The organism is Haloferax sp. ATCC BAA-644 (assembly GCF_000336975.1).
GTDB classification, from domain to species: domain Archaea; phylum Halobacteriota; class Halobacteria; order Halobacteriales; family Haloferacaceae; genus Haloferax; species Haloferax volcanii.
Genome location: NZ_AOLF01000013.1, coordinates 612,098 through 630,009, shown reverse-complemented (window position 1 = coordinate 630,009; position 17,912 = coordinate 612,098). Strand labels below are relative to the sequence as shown.

Genomic DNA, 17,912 nt, shown 5'->3' with positions numbered 1-17,912 from the left:
CCACGTCGCCGTCGCGGAGATGCGGGCCGTCGGGGTCGTTGAACGCCGGGAGCGACCACACGTCGACCTCACCGACGGTGAGGTGGGCCTCCTCGTCCACGCGGACCGTCTCGTAGGGGAGGTCCTCGACCGGAACCACGTCGCGGTCGATAGTCGCCGCGTCGACCCCCTCGAACGCGACGACGGTCGCGTCGGCGTCTGCGACCTGCTCGATGGCGTCGGAGTCGTAGTGGTGGTTGTGCGTGACCAAAATCAGATCGCCGTCGCGGGCGTAGTAGTCGTCGAGGACGCCGTAGCGCCCGGGGTCGAAGTAGACGACGAAGCCGTCGGGCGACTCGATTCTGACGGTCGCGTAGCCGAGCCACGACACGTCGAGGCCGTCGTGTTTGATGGTCATACGCGATACCTCGAACCGAGGGGTCAAAAGCGCGGCTCTCGGGGCGAGTCGGCCGGTTCGGGCGAGTGGCGGGTAGCGGGTGGTGGGTAGTGGGTGGCGGGTGGCGGATTCGCGGGGTCCCGCTCAGACGAGCGTGTCGCGCAGGACGCCGAACACGACGAGGCTCCACAGGAACACGCCGGCCCCGTAGCACAGGAGTGCGAGTCGGAGCGAGGTGTCCGTCTCGACGGGCGACCACAGCCCCGCGTTCGAGACGACCCGGTTCGTCCCGCCCTTCTCGCCCGCGTGTTCGACGTTGCTCGGGCCCATCTGCCCGACCGCGCCGCCGCCGAGCACGACGAGCAGCACGCCGACCCCCGTCAACGCGAGCATATACATCCCCGAGTGCGTGGCTAGATATACCGCGCCGACCGTGAGCAGACCGAGGAGGCCCGTATAGAGGAGAACCGGCTTCAGGAGGGCGTCAAGATTCATGGGGAACCACCGTCCAAAGCTGTCTGCACACGAACAATAAAGCTCTTCGGGCGCGACTCGCCTCGAACGCCGCCTACTGCGCCTCGGCCAGTCGCTCGACGCGCGCCAGCGAGTCGGCCGTCTCGGCGGTCTTGTCCTCGCGAACGGTGACGAACCGCGGGAACCGAAGCGCGTAGCCCGAGGAGTACGTCGGCGACGCCTGAATCTCCTCGTAGCCGACTTCGAAGACGACCGACGGGCGGATGTCCACTTCCTTGCCGGACTCCCGCTCGATTTCGGGTTCGAGGAGGTCGGTCAGTTCGGCCAACTCCTCGTCGGTGATGCCCGTGGCGACCTTGCCGATGGTCTCGAAGGCGTCGTCGCCGGACTCGGATTCGACGCGGACCGAAAGCAGGAACGTCCCGAGGAACTCCGCGCGGCGGCCCTCGCCCCACTCCGCGCCGGTGACGACGAGGTCCAGCGTCTCCACGTCGGGCTTGCGCTTCAGCCAGTTTTTCCCGCGGTCGCCCGGCGAGTAGGGCGCGTCGGGGTTCTTCAGCATGATTCCCTCGTGGCCGGCGTCGAGGGCGTCGGCCTCGGAGGCGGCGATTTCGTCCGGGTCGTCGGTCAGAAGGAGGTCGGAGACGGCGGCCGAGTCCCCGCCGAGGACCGCGGTCAGTCGGTCGTGGCGGGCGGACAGCGGGTCGGTGAGGAGGTCGTCGCCGGCGGCGTGCAGGCAGTCGAACGCCCGGAGTTCGACGCGGATCTCCTCGCGCATCCGCCCCACGTCGTGCTTCCGGCGGAAGCGCCGGAGAATCTCCTGAAACGGGAGGGGTTCGCCGTCGTCGTCCATCGCCACGACCTCGCCGTCGAGGATGACCGCCTCGTCGACCGCGTCCGCGACGAACTCGACCACCTCGGGGAGCGCGTCGGTCACGTCCTCCATGTTGCGCGAGAACAGTGAGACCTCGCCGTCGGCGTCGCGGTGGACCTGCACGCGCGCGCCGTCGAACTTGGTCTCGACCGCGGCGGTTCCCCACTCGTCGAGCGCGTCGGCGGCGGTACCGGCCTGTGCCAGCATCGCTTGCACGGGGCGGCCGACTTCGAGGCGGACCCCGTCGAGGCCGGCTTCGCCCTCGTCGCGGGCGAGTCCGGCGACCATGCCGTAGTCGTTCGACACCTGCAAGGCGCGGGCGACGGCGGCGATGGCCTCGTTTCTGCGCTCGCGGGCGGCGGCTTCGGTCTCCGAGTCGGCGTCGTCGTCGCGGATGGCGGCGGCGTCCGCGGGGGCGACCAAGAACGCCTCGGCGACGGCGTCGCGGACGGTCCCCTCGCCGACGCCGATGCGCATCTCGGAGAGGACGAGCCGCGCGAGGAAGCGCGCCTCGTCGGGGTCGGTCCGGTTGAACAGGCCGTAGAGCGTCTTGAGCTTCGTCTCCTCGCTGCCGGAGCCGGAGGCGGCCGCGAGGCCGCGGAGCTCCGAATCGACTTCGGCGACGGTCAGTCCGTCCTGTCCGCCCGAGCCGAAGGCGGCGAGGCCGCGCTGGCCGCCGAAGTCGTAGCTCGCGGCGACCGCGCCGATTTCGCCGCGGTCGGCGAGGCGGTCTTCCACGTCGTCGGCGGAGACGTTCGGGCCGGCGGCGCGGGCGATGGCCTCGTGGCAGAGCCGCGGGCCGATGTCGAGCGTGGTCGAGTCCCACGCCGGGAAGACGCGGCCTTGGACGAACCGCGCGACCGTCGGGAGGTCGTCGCCGGCGTCCGAAAAGAGGTCTGAGAGGAGCGAGACGACCGCGAGGTCCGCTGGCTCGGCTTCTATCTCGGCGGCGCGGGCGGCGAACTCGGCGAACTGCATCGTCCGTGGGTACCGCCGCGCGGGGCAAAAGCGTCTCGACAGTCGTCGGGGATGTGATTCGCTGTCGAACGTCCGGAGTGCCGGGAACTTGAAGGCGTTTGACGCCAGAACGCCGGGTATGAGCGACGACCTCGCAGAGCGCGTCGAAGACGTGCTCGCGGTCGACGCGGCCGAGTTCGAAGCGCAAGCGAAAGCCGACGCCGAGGTGCTCAAGCGCGAACTGCGCGAGGGGACCTTCGACAACCACCAGTCAATCGTCGGCTTGGAGTACGAGTTCTACGCCGTCTCCGACGGTCGTTGGTCCGCGAGCGAAGACGACGTGCACGCGCTCATGCGGGTCCCGCGCCGCCTGCTCGGCCTCATGGGCTTCGAGAAGGAACTCGGACTCCACAACGCCGAGATGACCACGAGCCCCCAGCCGCTGAACCCCCACGGACTCCGCGCGCAGGAGTCCGAGGTCCGCGCCCGACTCGACGCCGCGCTCGACTGCGCCGCCGCCGAGGGGATGCGCCTCGTCTCCGACGGGATGTGGAGCATCCCGCCGGCCGGCGAGAGCGCCCGCGAGTATCTGACCGACTCCGTCACCGACGGGGGCGTCCGCCTCGCGACGAACATGAGCAACTCCGTGCGCTACCACGCGATGGCGAACGGGCCGACCGCCCCGGCGTCGTTCACGCTCGACGCGCCGCACGTCTCGCTGAAAGCGGACACCGTGATGCCCGAGGCGCTCATCACGTCCATCCAGCCGCACTATCAGGTCCCGCACGCCGACGACCTGCCGTACCACTTCAACTACGCGCTGCGGGTCGCCGGACCGCTGCTCGCGCTCGGCGTCAACTCCCCATTTTTCCCCGCAGACCTCTACGACGAGGACGCGACGGCCGACGAAATTCTCGACGACGGGTGGGACGAAAACCGCATCGCGGTGTTCGAGTCGGTGCTCAACTCCGGCGACCACGAGAAGGTCGCCTTCCCCGGCGACCTCGACACCGTCGAGGACGCGGTCGACCGCGTCGTCGAGGACTCAACGATGGTCCCCATGTCGGTCGAACGCGGCGACCGCTTCGACGACGACTTCGCCACGCTCCGCCGGAAACACGGCACCTACTGGCGGTGGGTCCGCCCGGTGTTCGACGGCGCGTCCCGGTCGTCGGCCAACGCCCGCATCGAGTTCCGACCCATCGCGGGCCAGCCGACCGTCCGCGATTCGGTGGCGTTCCAGGCGGCCTTCGCCGGACTCATGGAGCGGCTCCCCCGACTCGACCACCCCGTCATCGGCCTCGACTGGGAGACCGCCGAAGAGAACTTCTACACCGCGATGCGCGAGGGGCCGCACGGCGACCTACGGTGGATAGATGTCGACGGCGACGACGTGACCGGCGCGGCGCTCTACGAGGACCTGCTCGTCCACGCTCGCGACGGGCTTCGGCTCGCGGGCTGTTCCGAGGAGGAGGCCAACTACTACCTCGAACCCCTGCGCAAGCGCGTCGAGACGGGCGTCACGCCGGCCGACTGGAAGCGCGCCCGCGTCCGCGACGCCCTCAACGGCGGCGGCGACTTCGGGGCGGCGCTCCGCGAGATGCAACGCGAGTACGTCGAACGGCAGTCCGAATCGCTGCTCGAAGGCGCGTTCTCGGACTGGTTCTGACGACGCTCGCGGTCGTTCTCGCCGGCCGCCGACGCTCTCACGTTTTGTCGGAGAAATAACTATTACTGCGTCCCGCGAAGACCGCGTATGGTCTCCCGCCGGACGAGAGCGGTCTTCGAATTCGGTATCGCAGTTCTCACCGCGCTCTGGATGGTGTCGATGCGCCGTCTGCTCCGCTCCAGCGACGACGAGTCCCACGAGCCGACGCCGCTGTCGCCGGGCGGTATCGCCGTCGGCGGAGCGTGGGGAATCGGACAGGTGTGGGCGTACGACCGCGATTGCTGGAAGGTTCGGTCGAATCGGCGTCGCGGGCTGGTCGTCAGCCTCGTCGGTATCGCGGTCGAGCGCCGACTGCTTCCCCGCACCGAGTCGTTCACGTACAGCCTCGGCTTCGGACGGGTCCTCGGCGTGGTCGTCTACCGGGCGTGGTACGGGCTCTTGCGGCCGCTTCCGGGCGGCGACTGAGCGAGGGGTACGACGTGGGGATTTCGTCGCGGGGAGCCCACCGCGGGAGTCCGGCCAGTCCCGCCGGTCACGAATCGCGAAAACGGAGAGAAACCGCCGACTGCGGGCGACTTATTCGAGGCCTTCGAAGTCTTGGTGGCGCTGGATGTCGACGCCGTCCTCGGTGACGACGGCGATGTTGATGCCGTTACCCGAGGCGAGGTCGCGCTCGACCGCCGAGCGGATGGCCTTCGTGGCGACTCCCTTCGCCTCCTCGATGCTGAGGCCGTCTTCGAACTCCTGTTCGAGCACACCGAGGGCGTACTGGCTGCCGGAGCCGGTGACGGTGTACTCCTCTTCGAGGATGGAGCCGGCGGGGTCGATGCTGTAAATGTGCGGGCCGGTCTCGTCGACGCCGCCGAGGATGGGCTGGACGACGTAGAACCCGCCCGAGCGGAGGAAGTTGCCGACGAGCGTCGACAGCGCCTGCATGCTCATGTCCTCGCCGCGGCGGGCCTCGTACAGGCGGACCTCGGCGCGGAGAGAGCTGATGAGCGACTGGGCGGCCGAGACGGAGCCGGCGATGGTCAGCGCGCCCGTCGGGTGAATCTCTTCGACCTTCTGGACATCCTTCGAGGAGACCATGTAGCCCATGCTCGCGCGCATGTCGGTCGCGAGGACGACGCCCTCTTCGGTCTTGATACCGACGGTGGTCGTTCCGGTCTTCGTCTCTTTGTCACCGAGTTCGTCGGCGCGGCGGTCGGCGTTCGAGAACTCGCCGAGCTCGGGGCCGAACACGTTCGAGCGGTCGCCGTTCAGCGAGTCGAGACGGCCGGAGAACTCGTCGTGAGTCGGGGTACGCATTGTCAGCGATTGCACTTCGGCGCTGATAAATGCAACCCTTCACCTCTCCGTTGCCGGTGCCAAAGCGTCAGACGCGCGTCGTCGGCGGCCGCGCGAGGCGGTCGCTCGCGGTGAGCGGCGTCGGAAGGAGGGGGGTGCGCGAGGCGGGTTAGCGAGCCGCAGCGCGTTCGTAGGCGGTTCCGGTCGTCTCTACGAGCCGGCGAATCGGCAGGGTCACGCCCATCCGACGGGCGGCGAGCGCGACGGGGAGCAGCGCGATGCCCATCGCGACCGATAGCTGGTAGGCGGCGAACAGGACGTACTTCGTTAAGCGGGGTATCATCACCGTGTCCTCAGTCGAGGCTCGGGGGGGGCCGGTATATAAATCTTCTCTCAGCCGCCCGCCCTCTACCCCGACGCTGTCTGCCGATTAAAGCGCACTTGTCTCTACTCCAACTAGACCGACTATTCGGCGTGGGTCGCGCGTGACCCGCGGAGTGCTTTTCTATAAGTTATAGCGATAATCACCGTGGCATGCGCGGGTCGTGCGCGTCCCGGTCGGGCGGCGGGAGTGTCGCGAATTCGGACGCATCGCGGATTCGGACGCGCCCCGGTCGGTGCGCGCGTCGGGCGTGTGAATCCCACGCGCCCCGACGCCCGAACCACAAGACACGAAACCCCACCGGCGCGTAACGTGTGTATGAGCAACTATCTCGTCGCGATGGAGGCGGCCTGGTTGGTCCGGGACGTAGAAGACATCGACGACGCCATCGGCGTCGCGGTCAGCGAGGCCGGCAAGCGACTCAACCAGAAGGACAAGGAGTACGTCGAGGTCGAAGTCGGCGCGACGCCCTGTCCCGCCTGTGGCGAACCGTTCGACTCCGCGTTCATCGCGGCCAACACCGCGCTCGTCGGCCTGCTCCTCGAAATCAAGATTTTCAACGCGGACGGCGAGAAGCACGCCTCCCGCATCGCGAAAAGCGAGGTCGGCGGCGCGCTCCGCGACGTTCCCCTCGACGTCATCGACATCCGCGAGTTCGACTCCGACGAAGAGCAGTAACGCCGCGACTCCCGTCTCCGGTGAGCGACCGGAACACTTTTTCATAACTACGGGTTATCACTCCGGCATGGAACTCCCCACGCCGCAGGACCTCAGGGAACGGCGGAACTCCCTGGAGTTGACGCAGAGCAAACTCGCCGACATGGCCGGTGTCTCCCAGCCGCTCATCGCCCGCATCGAGGGCGGCGACGTCGACCCGCGCCTCTCGACGCTCCGGCGCATCGTCGAGGCGCTGGACGAGGCCGAGGGTCGCATCGTGCGCGCGGAAGACATCATGAACACGACCGTCCGGAGCGTCGCCCCCGACAACTCCGTCCGCGAGGCGCGCGACATCATGCTCGACGCCGGCTTTTCCCAACTTCCGGTCATCGAGAACGGCCGCCCGCTCGGCATCATCTCGAACGCCGACATCCGCCACGTCCAGGAGGACGACGTCACCGACCGCCCCGTCAACGAGGTCATGTCCGAGGGCGTCACGACCGTCGAACCCGAGACGACGCTGGACGAAATCGGTGTCTACCTCGACCACAACTCGGCCATCATCGTCGTCGAGAGCGGCGAGACGGTCGGTATCATCACCGAGGCCGACATCGCGGCCCACATCTGAGGCGGCCCCGAACCGACGGTCGGTCCCCGACAGCCCGCCGCTGCGGACTCACCGCCGCCGGACGACGAGCGGCGTTTCTCCCTTCGGCTGGGTTGTCATTTCGGGCGTGATTTCCAGTTCTCCGTCGCCGTCCCAGTCGAGGTCGAAGTCCCGGAGGACGGTTGCGAGCACGATTTTCGCCTCCGTGAGCGCGAACGCCCGCCCGAGACAGCTCCGCGGGCCGGCCCCGAAGGGGAGATAGGCGTAGGCGGGCCGGTCGGTCTCGTCGTCCCATCGCTCGGGCCGGAACGCGAGGGGGTCGTCGTACCACCGCTCGTCGCGGTGGATGCGGATGATAGAGAGGTGGATGTCCGTGCCCGCCGGGACGACCCGGTCGCCGGTGGGAAACGGCTTGGCCGTCTCCCGCGGGAGCGTGTGGACCGGTGGATAGAGCCGAATCGTCTCCTTGATGACGCGTTCGAGCACCGGAAGCTCCCGGGTCGCCTCGGCGGTCACGGGGCCGTCGCCCACGACGCGGTCGACCTCTGCGGCGGCGCGCTCGCGGGTCTCGGGGTGCGTCGCGAGCAGGTACAGCGCGTAGGTGAGCGCGAGCGCGGTCGTCTCGTGGCCGGCGAAAATCATGCCCACGAGCTGGTTCTCCAGCGACTCGACGGTCGCCGGGTAGTCGGCGTCGGTCCCGAGCGCGTCGGCGAGTCGGCGCGTGAGGCTCTCGTCGTCGGCAGTCTCGACCAGCTTTCGAACCTCCTCGCGGAGGACCCGGTCGGCTCGGTCGAACCGGCGTCTGCTCGGGGTCGGCACCCACGACGGTAACACCCACGACGCGGGCGCGAAGCGGCCGTTGAGACCGTCTGCGGCCGCCCGAATTCGCTCGTCCCCGTCGCGGTCGAGTTCCCGGCCGAGGATGGTGGCGAAGATGATGTCCAAGGTGACCGCCTTCATCTCGGATTCGAGCGACAGCGTTCCCGCGTCTGGCCACGTCCGCAGGCGGCGCTCGACCTGTCGGCGCATCACGGACGCGTAGTCGTCGACCCGGTCCCAGCGGAAGAAGGGGTCTAGCTCGTCGCGCTGTCGCCGCCACTCGTCGCCTTCGGCGGCGATGACGGCGTCGCCGAAGGCGGCCTCGAACTCGCCGCCCTTGACGATTGAGTCGCGGTCGGTTACGAACGCCCGCTCGAAGTGGTCGGGGTGGGCGAGGACGTACAACTCGTCCATCCCCACCACGTCGAGTCCGACCGCGTCCTCGACGCCGTGGTCCGCGAGGAGGTCAGCGACGAAGCCGAACGGGTCGGCCGCGAAGCCGACGGTGTGGCCCACGAGCGGGAGGCCGCTCGGAGTCGGTGGCGGTGGAGTCACACCACCACTACGGCGAACGTCGGTAAAATACTGCTTCTCACCGAACAGTTCGATTCGGCGCTCGGTCCGGCCTCAGAGGTCGAGGCCGCGAATCGAGACGCCCTCGCCCGCTTCGACGCGCCCGATGACGCGGCCGTCGGTCGTCTCGACGAGCGCCTCGGCGTTCTCCTCGGGGACGGCCGCGACGAAGCCGGTGCCCATGTTGAACGTCGTGTGCATCTCCTCGTCGGAGACGCCGCCGCGTTCTTGGACGAACCCGAACACCGGCTGGGGGTCGAACGCGTCGTCGACGACGTAGCGGAACTCCCCCATGCGTTCGAGGTTGGCCCACCCGCCGCCGGTGATGTGGGCCGCGGCGTTGGTTCCGGCGGCGCGCAGGTCGTCGAGCAGGTAGGTGTAGAGCCGCGTCGGTTCGAGGAGCGCCTCGCCGACGGTGTCGTAGTCGTCGCCGTCCCACGCGTCGTCGTAGTCGCCGTCGGCCGTCGCGGCCTTGCGGGCGAGCGTGAGGCCGTTCGAGTGGATGCCCGACGACGGGAAGCCGACGAGCGCGTCGCCCTCCTCGGTCTCGCCGGGGAAGATGGCGTCTTTCTTCGCCAGTCCCGCGCAGGTGCCCGCGAGGTCGAGACCGTTGATGACCTCGGGCATGACGGCGGTTTCGCCGCCGACGAGTTCGATGTCGGCCTCCTCTGCGCCCGCGGCGAGGCCCCGTCCGACCTGCTCGGCGAACGTCTCGTCGGGGGCGTCGACCGCGAGGTAGTCCACGAACGCGACGGGCCGAACGCCGGCCGCGACGAGGTCGTTGGCGTTCATGGCGATGCAGTCGATGCCGACCGTCGAGTAGTCGTCGAGCGCCTCGGCGACGAGCAGTTTGGTGCCGACGCCGTCGGTGGCGAGTCCGAGGTAGCGGTCGCCGATGTCGAGCAGGCCGGCGTAGTCGCCCGGCCCGCCGCCGACCTGTGCGACGAGCGCGGCGGTCGCGGCCTCGCTCGCTTCGATGTCGACGCCCGCGTCGGCGTAGGTCATCCCGTCGGAGTCGTCGTTCGTCATGTTCGTGTACGAGATAGGCCGAAATATAAAATCACAGGGTACGAATCATACACGTTCTCGCATAGATGAGCGTTCGCCGGCGACCCGGCCGACGACGGATAGACGATGGGCCGGCGTCGCCCCCTTCGGTTACCCACTTCCTGCCGAGCGTGCGCGCTCCGAGACGCTCCCCGATACGACCCTCCTAATCGCCGGTTCCGAGATAATGTTGTTGAATAATCAACAGCTATTGCAATATTTGCGAAAAAGCACGAAACGAGCGAATAAACATTCTCGAGCGATTTGAGACGTTTATAAAACGTTACGAAAAGAGAATGTCTTCCGTAACTCGTCCCTGAACGGTCGAAAAAGGTCCCGAATTCACGGTAACGCTCGGCCCCTTATATTATGGTCCCTGTCGTATGCGGAAGTGACGATGTCCGGAATCCCCTCCACGAACGACTCGATCGCGCTCGACTTCGCATCGACCGTCGGTCGCCTCGCGTACGCCCCCCTCGAAACCGTCGCCTTTTGGTCGGCAGTCGCGTTGCCCCTCGCGTACCTGCCCGTCCTCAGCGGCGGCCTCTCGACCGGCGAACTCCCTCTCTTCGCCGGCCTCATCGCCCTCCACGCCGTCGCGCTCGTCCTCGGGCGCGACCACGGCCAGCAGTAACCGCGATCCTCGACGCGGACGACCACCCCGGATTCGTCTCGGTTCCCCGCCGACGCAGGCCCCCCTCACGGCGCGCGTCTGCCCCTGCCCGACCGCGAACCGCCCGCAAACCAGCCCACCTGCCCGACTCCGACCCGAACACCGACCTCAGTCCATCTCAGCCCACCCCAACTCACCCCTGCCAACCTCAGCCAACCTCTGCCCACATCCGACACAGCCCAATCCAACCCCGCGTCCCGAACTGCACTCCACGGCCGCGAGCGTCCCCGAATCCCGACCTCGACGGCGACCGGTCCCGCTTGTACTCGTGCGGTCCCCTTCTCCCTCATTCACCCCTGAGTGCTCCGACTCCTCCGAGTACTCTCCGCCCCGCGTCGCGACCGTCGCGGTCGCTCGCGACTTCGAGAACGAGACGAACTGGAAATCGAGCGTTCGGGGGTCGTCCGAAACTCCCGTCGGCTCAGAACCCGACGAACAGGAACAGGCCGACGGTGAGAAGAATCGACAGGACGAGGACGCCGGCGAACACCGGCGTGCTCCACGACTGGACCGTCTTGCCGTCGAGCGAGCCGAGCGGGAGCATGTTGAACGCCGCGAGGAAGGCGTTGATGATGAGCCCGCGCGAGCCGACGAGCCGGATTACGTCGGAGCCGACGAGGACGCCGACGACGAGCACCGGCGCGAACGCGACGAGGAGCAGCAGGTTCGTCACCGGCCCCGCGAGGGCGATGAGGCCGTGTTCGCGCTCCGTGAGCACGCCGCGGTGGTAGACCGCGCCGGGCGCGGCGAAGATGAACCCGACGAGCGCGCTCATGATGGCGACCGCGAGCATACCGTAGTCGGCGCGGAACTCGGCCACCTGATTGAACCTGACGGCGACGACCTTGTGGGCGACCTCGTGGAGGAGAAAGCCCACGCCGGCCGTCAGGAGACTCACGACGAGCGCGAGACCGAACGACCCGTTCGTCAGCAGTTGGATGGTGCGGTTGCCGCCGCCGGCGAAGAAGATGGCGAAGGCGAGGCCGAGGGCGACCCACGCGACGAGCAGGTCGCGGAGCTCGCGCGAGGAAAACGAGACGCTCACGTCAGGGACCTCCAGATGAGGTCGGCGCTGTTTCGCGCGCCCTCGAACATCAGGTTCGTCACGCCCGCGACGCCGCCGAGGTCGGAGGCGATGACGGGGATGACGTAGGTGACGAAGAGGAAGCTCGCGACGATGCTCCCGATGTTCGTCATGGCGACGACCATGATGAGCTTGAACAGCGGCACGTCGAACATCTGGCCGACGAGCTCGACGATGGGCGTCTCCTCGTCGTCGAGCAGTTCGTTCAGCGTGCCGATGTCACCGACGTTGACCGGCGTGTGGCGGAGTTCGACGTAGCCGGTGAACCAGCCGGGCGCGAGAAGCGGGTTGATGGAGGTCATCCACGCGACGAGGCCGCCGACGAGGGCGGAAGTCCACCGCGCGCCGGCGACCTTGGCGAGCGCGGCGGCGAACACGCCGTTGATGAGGAACCACGCGCCGAAGATGGTCAGGAGTCGTTCGTTGCCGACGCCGGCCATCGCGAGGAGGACGAAGAAGGCGACGAACACGGCGGTAACGCCGAATCCGAGCAGTTTGCCCCACGGGAAGCCGTCCTTCTCCGCGACGCCGACGAGCGACTCCATCGGCGGGAGCGTCTCGGGGTGTTCGAGGTAGTTCTCGATGCCCTCGCGGTGGCCCGCGCCGACGACGGCGACGACGTGCCGGCCGGACTGCCGGAGCGCGACGAGCTGGTGGGCGATGTAGGCGTCTCGCTCGTCGATGAGCGCCTCCGCGCCGCCGGGGCTGAACCGGCGGAACTCCTCCATCATGGCCGAAACCACGTCGCCGTCGGTCAGTTCGGCCATGTCGAACTCCTCGTGGTCGGCGTCGCCCTCGACGGGTGCGAACAGGCCGAAGGCGTTCAGGACCGCGCCGACGGTGACGCCCACGACGACGCCCGCGAGGACGCCGATGACGAGGCTGCCGACGATGGCGGTGCCGAGGCTCCCGAGGAGTCCGGAGACGAGGCCGGTGCCGACTCCGAGGCCGAAGCCGGCGACGATACCGATTGCCGCGCCGCCGCCGAGGCCCGCGAGAATCGCGTCGTCGCCGTCGAGAGAGAACGAGGCGACGGTGTAGAGCAGGTACGCGGCAACGCCACCGAACACTGCGGCCGTGGCCGTGCGCGTCAACAGGAGGTCGGTGACGCCGACCGCGCCCCCGAACAGGCCGACGAGCGGCCCGAGGACGACGCCGACGGCGATGCCGAACACCGCGCCGACCCCGCGGGCGTCGGCGACCCCGAACAGGAGGTCGCCGGCCATGCGCATCTTTTCGAGCGTGCCCATCCGCTGCCAGAAGCGCTGGATGGTCACCTGGATGTCGCGGTCGACGAGCGCCACGTCGAGACCCTCTTCCTCGGCGGTCTCGACCGCCGCGAGCATGTCCGCGCCGGGCTTCACGTCGAACTTGTCTCCCATCCGCGACTGGACGTACGACAGCATCCAGTAGGCGATAAACTGGAAGACGGTGTTGCCGCGGAGCAGGTCGCGCGCTTCGATGTCGTCGGGCGTTCCGCCCTTCAGCTGTCGGTAGCGCCCCTCGTCGAGTTCGACCGCGACGACGTCGGGACGGTCTTCCCTGACGGTCTCTTCGACCTCTCTGACGCTGTCGGCCGAGACGTGGGCCGTGCCGACGACGCGGACGTGGCCCTCGCCGGGCGACGAATCGTTCATCGCCGGGTGTACCGCCCCACGGTTTTTATCCGTGTCGGCATCTCCCACGAACTATGCAGGAGTTCGACGCGCGAACCCCGACGCCCGCCCACGAGACGGCCATCGACTGCCTCCGCGCCGGCGTCGAGGCCGTCCTTCCCGACCGCGTCGTCCGCGAGTCGGTGTCGCTCGACGGCGACGCGCTGACCGTCGCGGGCGAGACGTACGACCTGACCGCCTACGACCGCATCCTCGTCGTCGGCGGGGGAAAAGCCGGAAACGGCGTCGCAGACGCCCTCGAAGCCGTCCTCGGCGACCGCATCGACGACGGCGTCGTCGTGACCCCCGACCCGACGCCGAGCCCCGACGGACGCATCGAGCGACTCCCCGGCGACCACCCGGTCCCCTCCGCGCGCGGCGTCGAGAGCACCCGGCGACTCGTGGACCTCCTTTCGGACCTCGACGACCGGACGCTCGTCCTCGCGGCCATCACGGGCGGCGCGAGCGCGGTTCTCCCGGCCCCCGCCGAAGACATCTCGCTGGCCGAGTTGCAGGAGACGACCGACAGGCTGCTCGAAAGCGGCGCGGAGATTCACGACCTCAACGCGGTCAGAAAGCACGTCTCGACGCTGAAAGGCGGCGGCCTCGCGCGCCTCGCCGCGCCCGCGACGGTCGTCGGCCTCGTCCTCTCGGACGTGGTCGGAAACGACCTCGGCGTCATCGCCTCCGGCCCGACCGCGCCCGACGAGACGACCTACGACGACGCCCTCGACGTGCTGGACCGCTTCGACCTCGACGTGCCGACATCGGTCCGCACGCGCCTCGCCCGCGGCTCCGCGGGCGACATCCCGGAGACGCCGAAGCCCGGCGACCCGGTGTTCGAGCGGGTGACGAATCACGTCCTCGCGGACACGTTCACCGCGCTCGACGCCGCCCGCGAGGTGGCCGACGACCGCGGGTACGAGTCGCTCATCCTCTCCTCTCGCGTGCGCGGCGAGGCGCGCGAGGCGGCGAAGACTCACGTCGCCGTCGCGGAGGAGTCGCTGGCGACCGGGAACCCGATTACCGCGCCCGCGGTGGTCTTCTCGGGTGGCGAGTGCACCGTGACGGTCCGCGGCGACGGCGACGGCGGGCCGAACCTCGAATTCTGCCTCGCGGCCGCCGCGGAACTCCCCGACGGGACCGTCCTCGCCAGCATCGACAGCGACGGAAAAGACGGCGGGACCGAGGTGGCGGGCGCGGTCGTTGACGCCTCGTCGGTCGCCGCCGGCGACGCCCACGCCGCGCTGGCGAGAAACGACGCGCTCCCGGTGCTCCGGGAGGCCGGCGCGCTCGTCGAGTCCGGCGCGACGGGGACGAACGTCAACGACCTGCGCGTCCTCGTGGTCAGCGAGGGCGTCTGAGCGCCGGCGATTCTCCGGGCGGCGGGACAACAGGTTTGTATCCTCCGGCGGAGTACCCCCCGTATGGCCGGTTTGTTGCCCTCCACCCCCGACACCTCCGCCGCGGACGAATCCTCCCCGCGGGTCATCGGACTCGAAGACGACGAGGCCTCGGACCTCCTGTCGGCGCTCTCGTCGGGGACGGCCCGCCGCGTGCTCGCCGCGCTCCACGAGGAGCCGACGAACGCCGCGGAGCTCGCGGAACGCGTCGACACGTCGCTCCAGAACGTCCAGTATCACCTCCGAAAGCTCGACGACGCCGGCCTCGTCGAGGTGGTCGACACCGTCTACTCCGAGAAGGGCCGCGAGATGAAGGTGTACGCGCCCGCCGACAGGCCGCTCGTCGTCGTCGCCGCCGGCGAGGAGACGCGGACGGGACTCGCGTCCATGCTGACGGGCCTGCTCGGCGGCGTCGCCGTGTTGGCGCTGCTGTCGGCGCTCGTCCAGTGGGTCGCCACGCGCGGAGTCGGCGTCCTCGGCGGTAGCGGTGCCGCGGAGTCCGCCGACGCCGGGGCGGTCTCGACGATGGCCGCGGAGGCCGCGCCCGCGGCGGCGCAGGTCGTCCCGCCGGGGCTCGCTTTCTTCGCCGGCGGCCTCGTCATCCTGCTCGTCGTCGCGGCCGTCCAGTTCGCCCGACGGTGAGGCCCCGCGGGAGCCGACGGCGACCGGGCCGGCGATTCGCGCTGGGGTAACTATTCGTACTCCCCCCAACTACAACGTAGCATGAAACACCGTGCCGTGGTCCGCGGTATCGGGGTCGGCGTCGGCGAAGACGGTTCGAACGTGCCGGCGGTCGTCCTCGAAGCGCGCGACGAGTTCCTGCCCATCGTCATCACGTCGGACCAGGCTCAGGCCATCCAACTCGGTCTCTCCGGCGAGCAGTTCGAGCGCCCGCTGACTCACGACCTCCTGGTCGAGATGGTGACGGAGTTCGGGGGGGCAATCGACAGCATCCGCATCGACGACCTCTCGAACGGCACGTTCCTCGCCAAGGTCGACGCCGAGCGCTACCACGACGGCGAGGCGCGGTCGGTCGTCTTCGACGCGCGCCCGAGCGACGCCATCGCCCTCGCCATTCGCGTCGACTGCCCGATTCTCGTCTCCGACGAAGTGCTCGACGCCGCCGGCCAGTCGCCCGAGGCGTTCGACGCCGATTTCGACGAGTGACCCGGGGCCGTCGCCGCCGCGCCCCACGATTTCAAGCCCCCTCGGCGTGACCCTGCTCGCATGAGCGAACCCACCGCGACGCTCGACGAGTCACGCACCGAGATGACCGAACTCCTCCTGCCGAACGACACCAACAACCTCGGGCGAGCCCTCGGTGGCGCGGTCCTCCACTGGATGGACATCTGCGGGGCCATCGCGGCGATGCGCTTTTCGAACCGCCAGTGCGTCACCGCGTCGATGGACCACGTCGACTTCATCAGCCCCATCGACCTCGGTGAGGTGGCCGTCATGGAGGCGTACGTGTTCAACGTCGGTCGGACCAGCGTGGACGTGAAAGTCGACGTGCACGCCGAGAACCCGAAGACCGACGAGCGACGGAAGACGACCACGTCGTTTCTGACGTTCGTCGCCCTCGACGACGACGGGAAGCCGACGCCCGTGCCCCGACTCGTCTGCGAGACCGACGAGGAAGCGGAACTCCGAGCCGAGGCGGTCGCCGCCCGCGCCGACCAGCTCGAATCCGTCATCGAGCGCATGGAGTAAGGCGGACGTTCCCGCCGACGACAGCGCCGAACTCTTTTCCCCGGCGGCGACCGACTGGCGACCATGCTCGACGTTCCCGTCCCGGCCCCGCCGTCGCTCCCGACGGTGGACCCGAACCAGTACGACGACGCGCAGGTGGCGGCCGACGCCGACTTCAAGCGCGCCGAGTTGGAGGAGTTCCTCGAAGCCGGCGCGTGGGCCGACGCCTTCGAGGCGTGGGCCGCGGAGACGCCCGTCACCGAAGCGCAGTGGGAAATCGTCCTCGACCTCGACCTCCTCTCCCACTTCGACTTCTTCTGGGACGACTTCGCGGACCGCGTCGGCTACCACGCTCCCGGCATCCCCGAGGACTGGAAGGAGCGCGAACTCCACCCCGACCTGACCTCGTGGGGCGAGGTGTCGTCTATCAACGCCGGCCTCACCGAACTCGGACAGGACGTGTGCGACGTGCTCAAAGACGACTACATCGACTGGGAGTCCGAGTACGAAGCGCCCGACGACCTGCCGGACTTCGGCTGAGTCGCCGGAAACTCGCGTCACGTTACGGCTGACGTTTATGTCGCTCCCGCGTCACACGACGGTATGCACCGCCGAGCCCTCCTTTCGAGCGCGGCCGCCGTCTCGCTGGCCGGCCTCTCGGGCTGTCTCGCTGACGCCCGACGAACCACCAGCGGTCGAATCCGCGCCGACACCGGCCACTCGAAACTCCACCCGGCAGACGAGCGGTACGTGACCGGGTCGTTCCCCGACGACGCCGATTTCCGCGGGTGGCTCTTTTCGGACCCGCCGGCCGACCAGCGGGACGTGTTCACCGACCGCGCGATGCAGGGGCAGTACTCCAACGACCTGCTGGGAGCCGACGGCGACTCGTTCGTCCTCCTGTTCGAGGTCCGGATGCCCCGCGAGGACGCCGCGTTCTACAACACCGCGCTTTCGCCGTCGTGGACCGGGTGGCGCGACGCCGACATCCCGATTCGGCGGTCGCCGCCGGCCGACCCCGAGGTGTTCGAGGTGGATGCCGACACGCTCGTCTGCACCCACCTCTCGACGTTCGACGTTGCGAGGGGGGCGGCCCCGACGAACGCCACGCTCCGGGTGTTCGAGCGCGACGACGAGTCCGGCACGACCCACGGGTCCGACCCCGAACAGACTGTGGCAACCTACCGCGTCGGTCGCTGGTCGGACCGATAGCGTCGGCGTCGCGGTCGGCGTCGCCGTCGCAGCCGGGGCCGCCGGCGTCGCAGTCGGCCGCGGAGTAAGCGTTATACTCCTCGCGGGACTGCTTTCGGATACCATGCGACGACGCCGGACTGTCTCCCGCCCGCCCGCGGTCGGTCAGTTCCGACGCTCGGTCGTCGCTCCGTCGCCCAGTATTGCGGGGCAGTAGCCTCGCACATCTCTCATCCTCGACTCCCGTCCGTACCGACTTCCGAGCGACAGCGGTCTCTCGTCCGGTGTGACCTGACCACGACCACCGGAACCCCGCATGGAACGACACACGACTCACACCCGACAGGCGTCTCGACAGCGACCAACAGGCCATCGACAGCGACCAGCAACCCGGCGACTGCGCCCGCGAGCGCGGCGGGCCGCCACTCGACGGCGGAGGGTCGCCCGTGTCTGAGTCCGACCCGGCGGAACGCCCGACCGACGCGGACCAGACCC

The 17,912-nt window shown here is 68.9% G+C and carries 20 protein-coding genes; 11 read left to right on the top strand and 9 right to left on the bottom strand.

Features of this window, described 5'->3' with window-relative positions; translation table 11 throughout:
- From C458_RS06965 to ligA, 3 genes are all read right to left on the bottom strand, one after another.
- A partial coding sequence (locus C458_RS06965) for an MBL fold metallo-hydrolase (protein ID WP_008574337.1) occupies positions 1-397 on the bottom strand: 397 nt, incomplete at its 3' end.
- A gap of 123 nt (positions 398-520) precedes the next feature.
- A complete protein-coding gene (locus tag C458_RS06960) occupies positions 521-871 on the bottom strand; it encodes a hypothetical protein (RefSeq protein WP_008578200.1) in 351 nt (116 codons plus the stop codon).
- Between the two features lie 73 nt (positions 872-944).
- A complete protein-coding gene (ligA, locus tag C458_RS06955; protein ID WP_008574335.1) occupies positions 945-2,702 on the bottom strand; it encodes an ATP-dependent DNA ligase LigA in 1,758 nt (585 codons plus the stop codon).
- A gap of 118 nt (positions 2,703-2,820) precedes the next feature.
- Between ligA and C458_RS06950 the strand changes: the two genes are divergently transcribed.
- Entirely contained in the window at positions 2,821-4,350 is a 1,530-nt protein-coding gene (locus C458_RS06950; protein ID WP_008574334.1) for a hypothetical protein, read from the top strand.
- 87 nt (positions 4,351-4,437) lie between these two features.
- Positions 4,438-4,815, top strand: coding sequence for a hypothetical protein (locus C458_RS06945; RefSeq protein ID WP_008574333.1), 378 nt, complete (start codon positions 4,438-4,440; stop codon positions 4,813-4,815).
- A gap of 111 nt (positions 4,816-4,926) precedes the next feature.
- On the opposite strand, the gene psmB is transcribed toward C458_RS06945, so the two are convergent.
- Entirely contained in the window at positions 4,927-5,658 is a 732-nt protein-coding gene (psmB, locus tag C458_RS06940; RefSeq protein WP_008574332.1) for a proteasome endopeptidase complex subunit beta, read from the bottom strand.
- Positions 5,659-5,806: 148 nt separating this feature from the next.
- Positions 5,807-5,980, bottom strand: coding sequence for a hypothetical protein (locus C458_RS18395; RefSeq protein WP_004063248.1), 174 nt, complete (start codon positions 5,978-5,980; stop codon positions 5,807-5,809).
- A gap of 357 nt (positions 5,981-6,337) precedes the next feature.
- Between C458_RS18395 and C458_RS06935 the strand changes: the two genes are divergently transcribed.
- Both C458_RS06935 and C458_RS06930 read left to right on the top strand, forming a co-directional pair.
- Positions 6,338-6,697 (top strand): DUF555 domain-containing protein, encoded by a 360-nt coding sequence (locus tag C458_RS06935; protein ID WP_004041438.1) that lies wholly within the window; start codon positions 6,338-6,340, stop codon positions 6,695-6,697.
- 67 nt (positions 6,698-6,764) lie between these two features.
- On the top strand, positions 6,765-7,304 hold the full coding sequence (locus C458_RS06930) for a CBS domain-containing protein (RefSeq protein ID WP_004041437.1): 540 nt from the start codon (positions 6,765-6,767) through the stop codon (positions 7,302-7,304).
- Positions 7,305-7,352: 48 nt separating this feature from the next.
- Here the strand turns inward: C458_RS06930 and C458_RS06925 are convergent, their stop codons facing one another.
- Together C458_RS06925 and purM are read right to left on the bottom strand one after the other, a co-directional pair.
- The gene (locus C458_RS06925) at positions 7,353-8,657 is read right to left on the bottom strand and encodes a cytochrome P450 (RefSeq protein ID WP_081603259.1); all 1,305 of its coding nucleotides are present in this window, start codon (positions 8,655-8,657) and stop codon (positions 7,353-7,355) included.
- A 72-nt stretch (positions 8,658-8,729) separates the two neighbouring features.
- A complete protein-coding gene (gene purM, locus C458_RS06920; RefSeq protein WP_008574329.1) occupies positions 8,730-9,704 on the bottom strand; it encodes a phosphoribosylformylglycinamidine cyclo-ligase in 975 nt (324 codons plus the stop codon).
- A 415-nt stretch (positions 9,705-10,119) separates the two neighbouring features.
- On the opposite strand from purM, the gene C458_RS06915 reads away from it, so the two are divergent.
- Positions 10,120-10,356, top strand: a complete 237-nt coding sequence (locus tag C458_RS06915) for a hypothetical protein (protein WP_004063251.1) — start codon at positions 10,120-10,122, stop codon at positions 10,354-10,356.
- 460 nt (positions 10,357-10,816) lie between these two features.
- Here the strand turns inward: C458_RS06915 and C458_RS06910 are convergent, their stop codons facing one another.
- Both C458_RS06910 and C458_RS06905 read right to left on the bottom strand, forming a co-directional pair.
- Positions 10,817-11,440: a SpoIVFB-type metallopeptidase gene (locus C458_RS06910; protein WP_008574328.1), complete on the bottom strand. Its 624-nt coding sequence runs from the start codon at positions 11,438-11,440 to the stop codon at positions 10,817-10,819.
- Positions 11,437-13,116 (bottom strand): TraB/GumN family protein, encoded by a 1,680-nt coding sequence (locus C458_RS06905; RefSeq protein WP_008574327.1) that lies wholly within the window; start codon positions 13,114-13,116, stop codon positions 11,437-11,439. The genes C458_RS06910 and C458_RS06905 overlap by 4 nt, the downstream gene beginning before the upstream one ends.
- Positions 13,117-13,169: 53 nt before the next feature.
- Here C458_RS06905 and C458_RS06900 point away from each other — a divergent pair, with 53 nt between their 5' ends.
- The 6 genes from C458_RS06900 to C458_RS06875 all read left to right on the top strand — a co-directional run bounded on the left by C458_RS06900 (position 13,170) and on the right by C458_RS06875 (position 17,438).
- Complete coding sequence (locus tag C458_RS06900; RefSeq protein ID WP_008574326.1) at positions 13,170-14,498, top strand: glycerate kinase; 1,329 nt, start codon at positions 13,170-13,172, stop codon at positions 14,496-14,498.
- 63 nt (positions 14,499-14,561) lie between these two features.
- Positions 14,562-15,179, top strand: a complete 618-nt coding sequence (locus C458_RS06895) for a winged helix-turn-helix domain-containing protein (protein WP_008574325.1) — start codon at positions 14,562-14,564, stop codon at positions 15,177-15,179.
- A gap of 81 nt (positions 15,180-15,260) precedes the next feature.
- The gene (locus tag C458_RS06890) at positions 15,261-15,704 is read left to right on the top strand and encodes a bifunctional nuclease family protein (RefSeq protein WP_004041429.1); all 444 of its coding nucleotides are present in this window, start codon (positions 15,261-15,263) and stop codon (positions 15,702-15,704) included.
- Between the two features lie 60 nt (positions 15,705-15,764).
- Positions 15,765-16,247: an acyl-CoA thioesterase gene (locus C458_RS06885; protein WP_008574324.1), complete on the top strand. Its 483-nt coding sequence runs from the start codon at positions 15,765-15,767 to the stop codon at positions 16,245-16,247.
- 63 nt (positions 16,248-16,310) lie between these two features.
- Positions 16,311-16,766, top strand: a complete 456-nt coding sequence (locus C458_RS06880) for a hypothetical protein (protein ID WP_008574323.1) — start codon at positions 16,311-16,313, stop codon at positions 16,764-16,766.
- A 63-nt stretch (positions 16,767-16,829) separates the two neighbouring features.
- On the top strand, positions 16,830-17,438 hold the full coding sequence (locus tag C458_RS06875) for a hypothetical protein (RefSeq protein WP_008574321.1): 609 nt from the start codon (positions 16,830-16,832) through the stop codon (positions 17,436-17,438).
- The last annotated feature ends 474 nt before the right edge of the window (positions 17,439-17,912 follow it).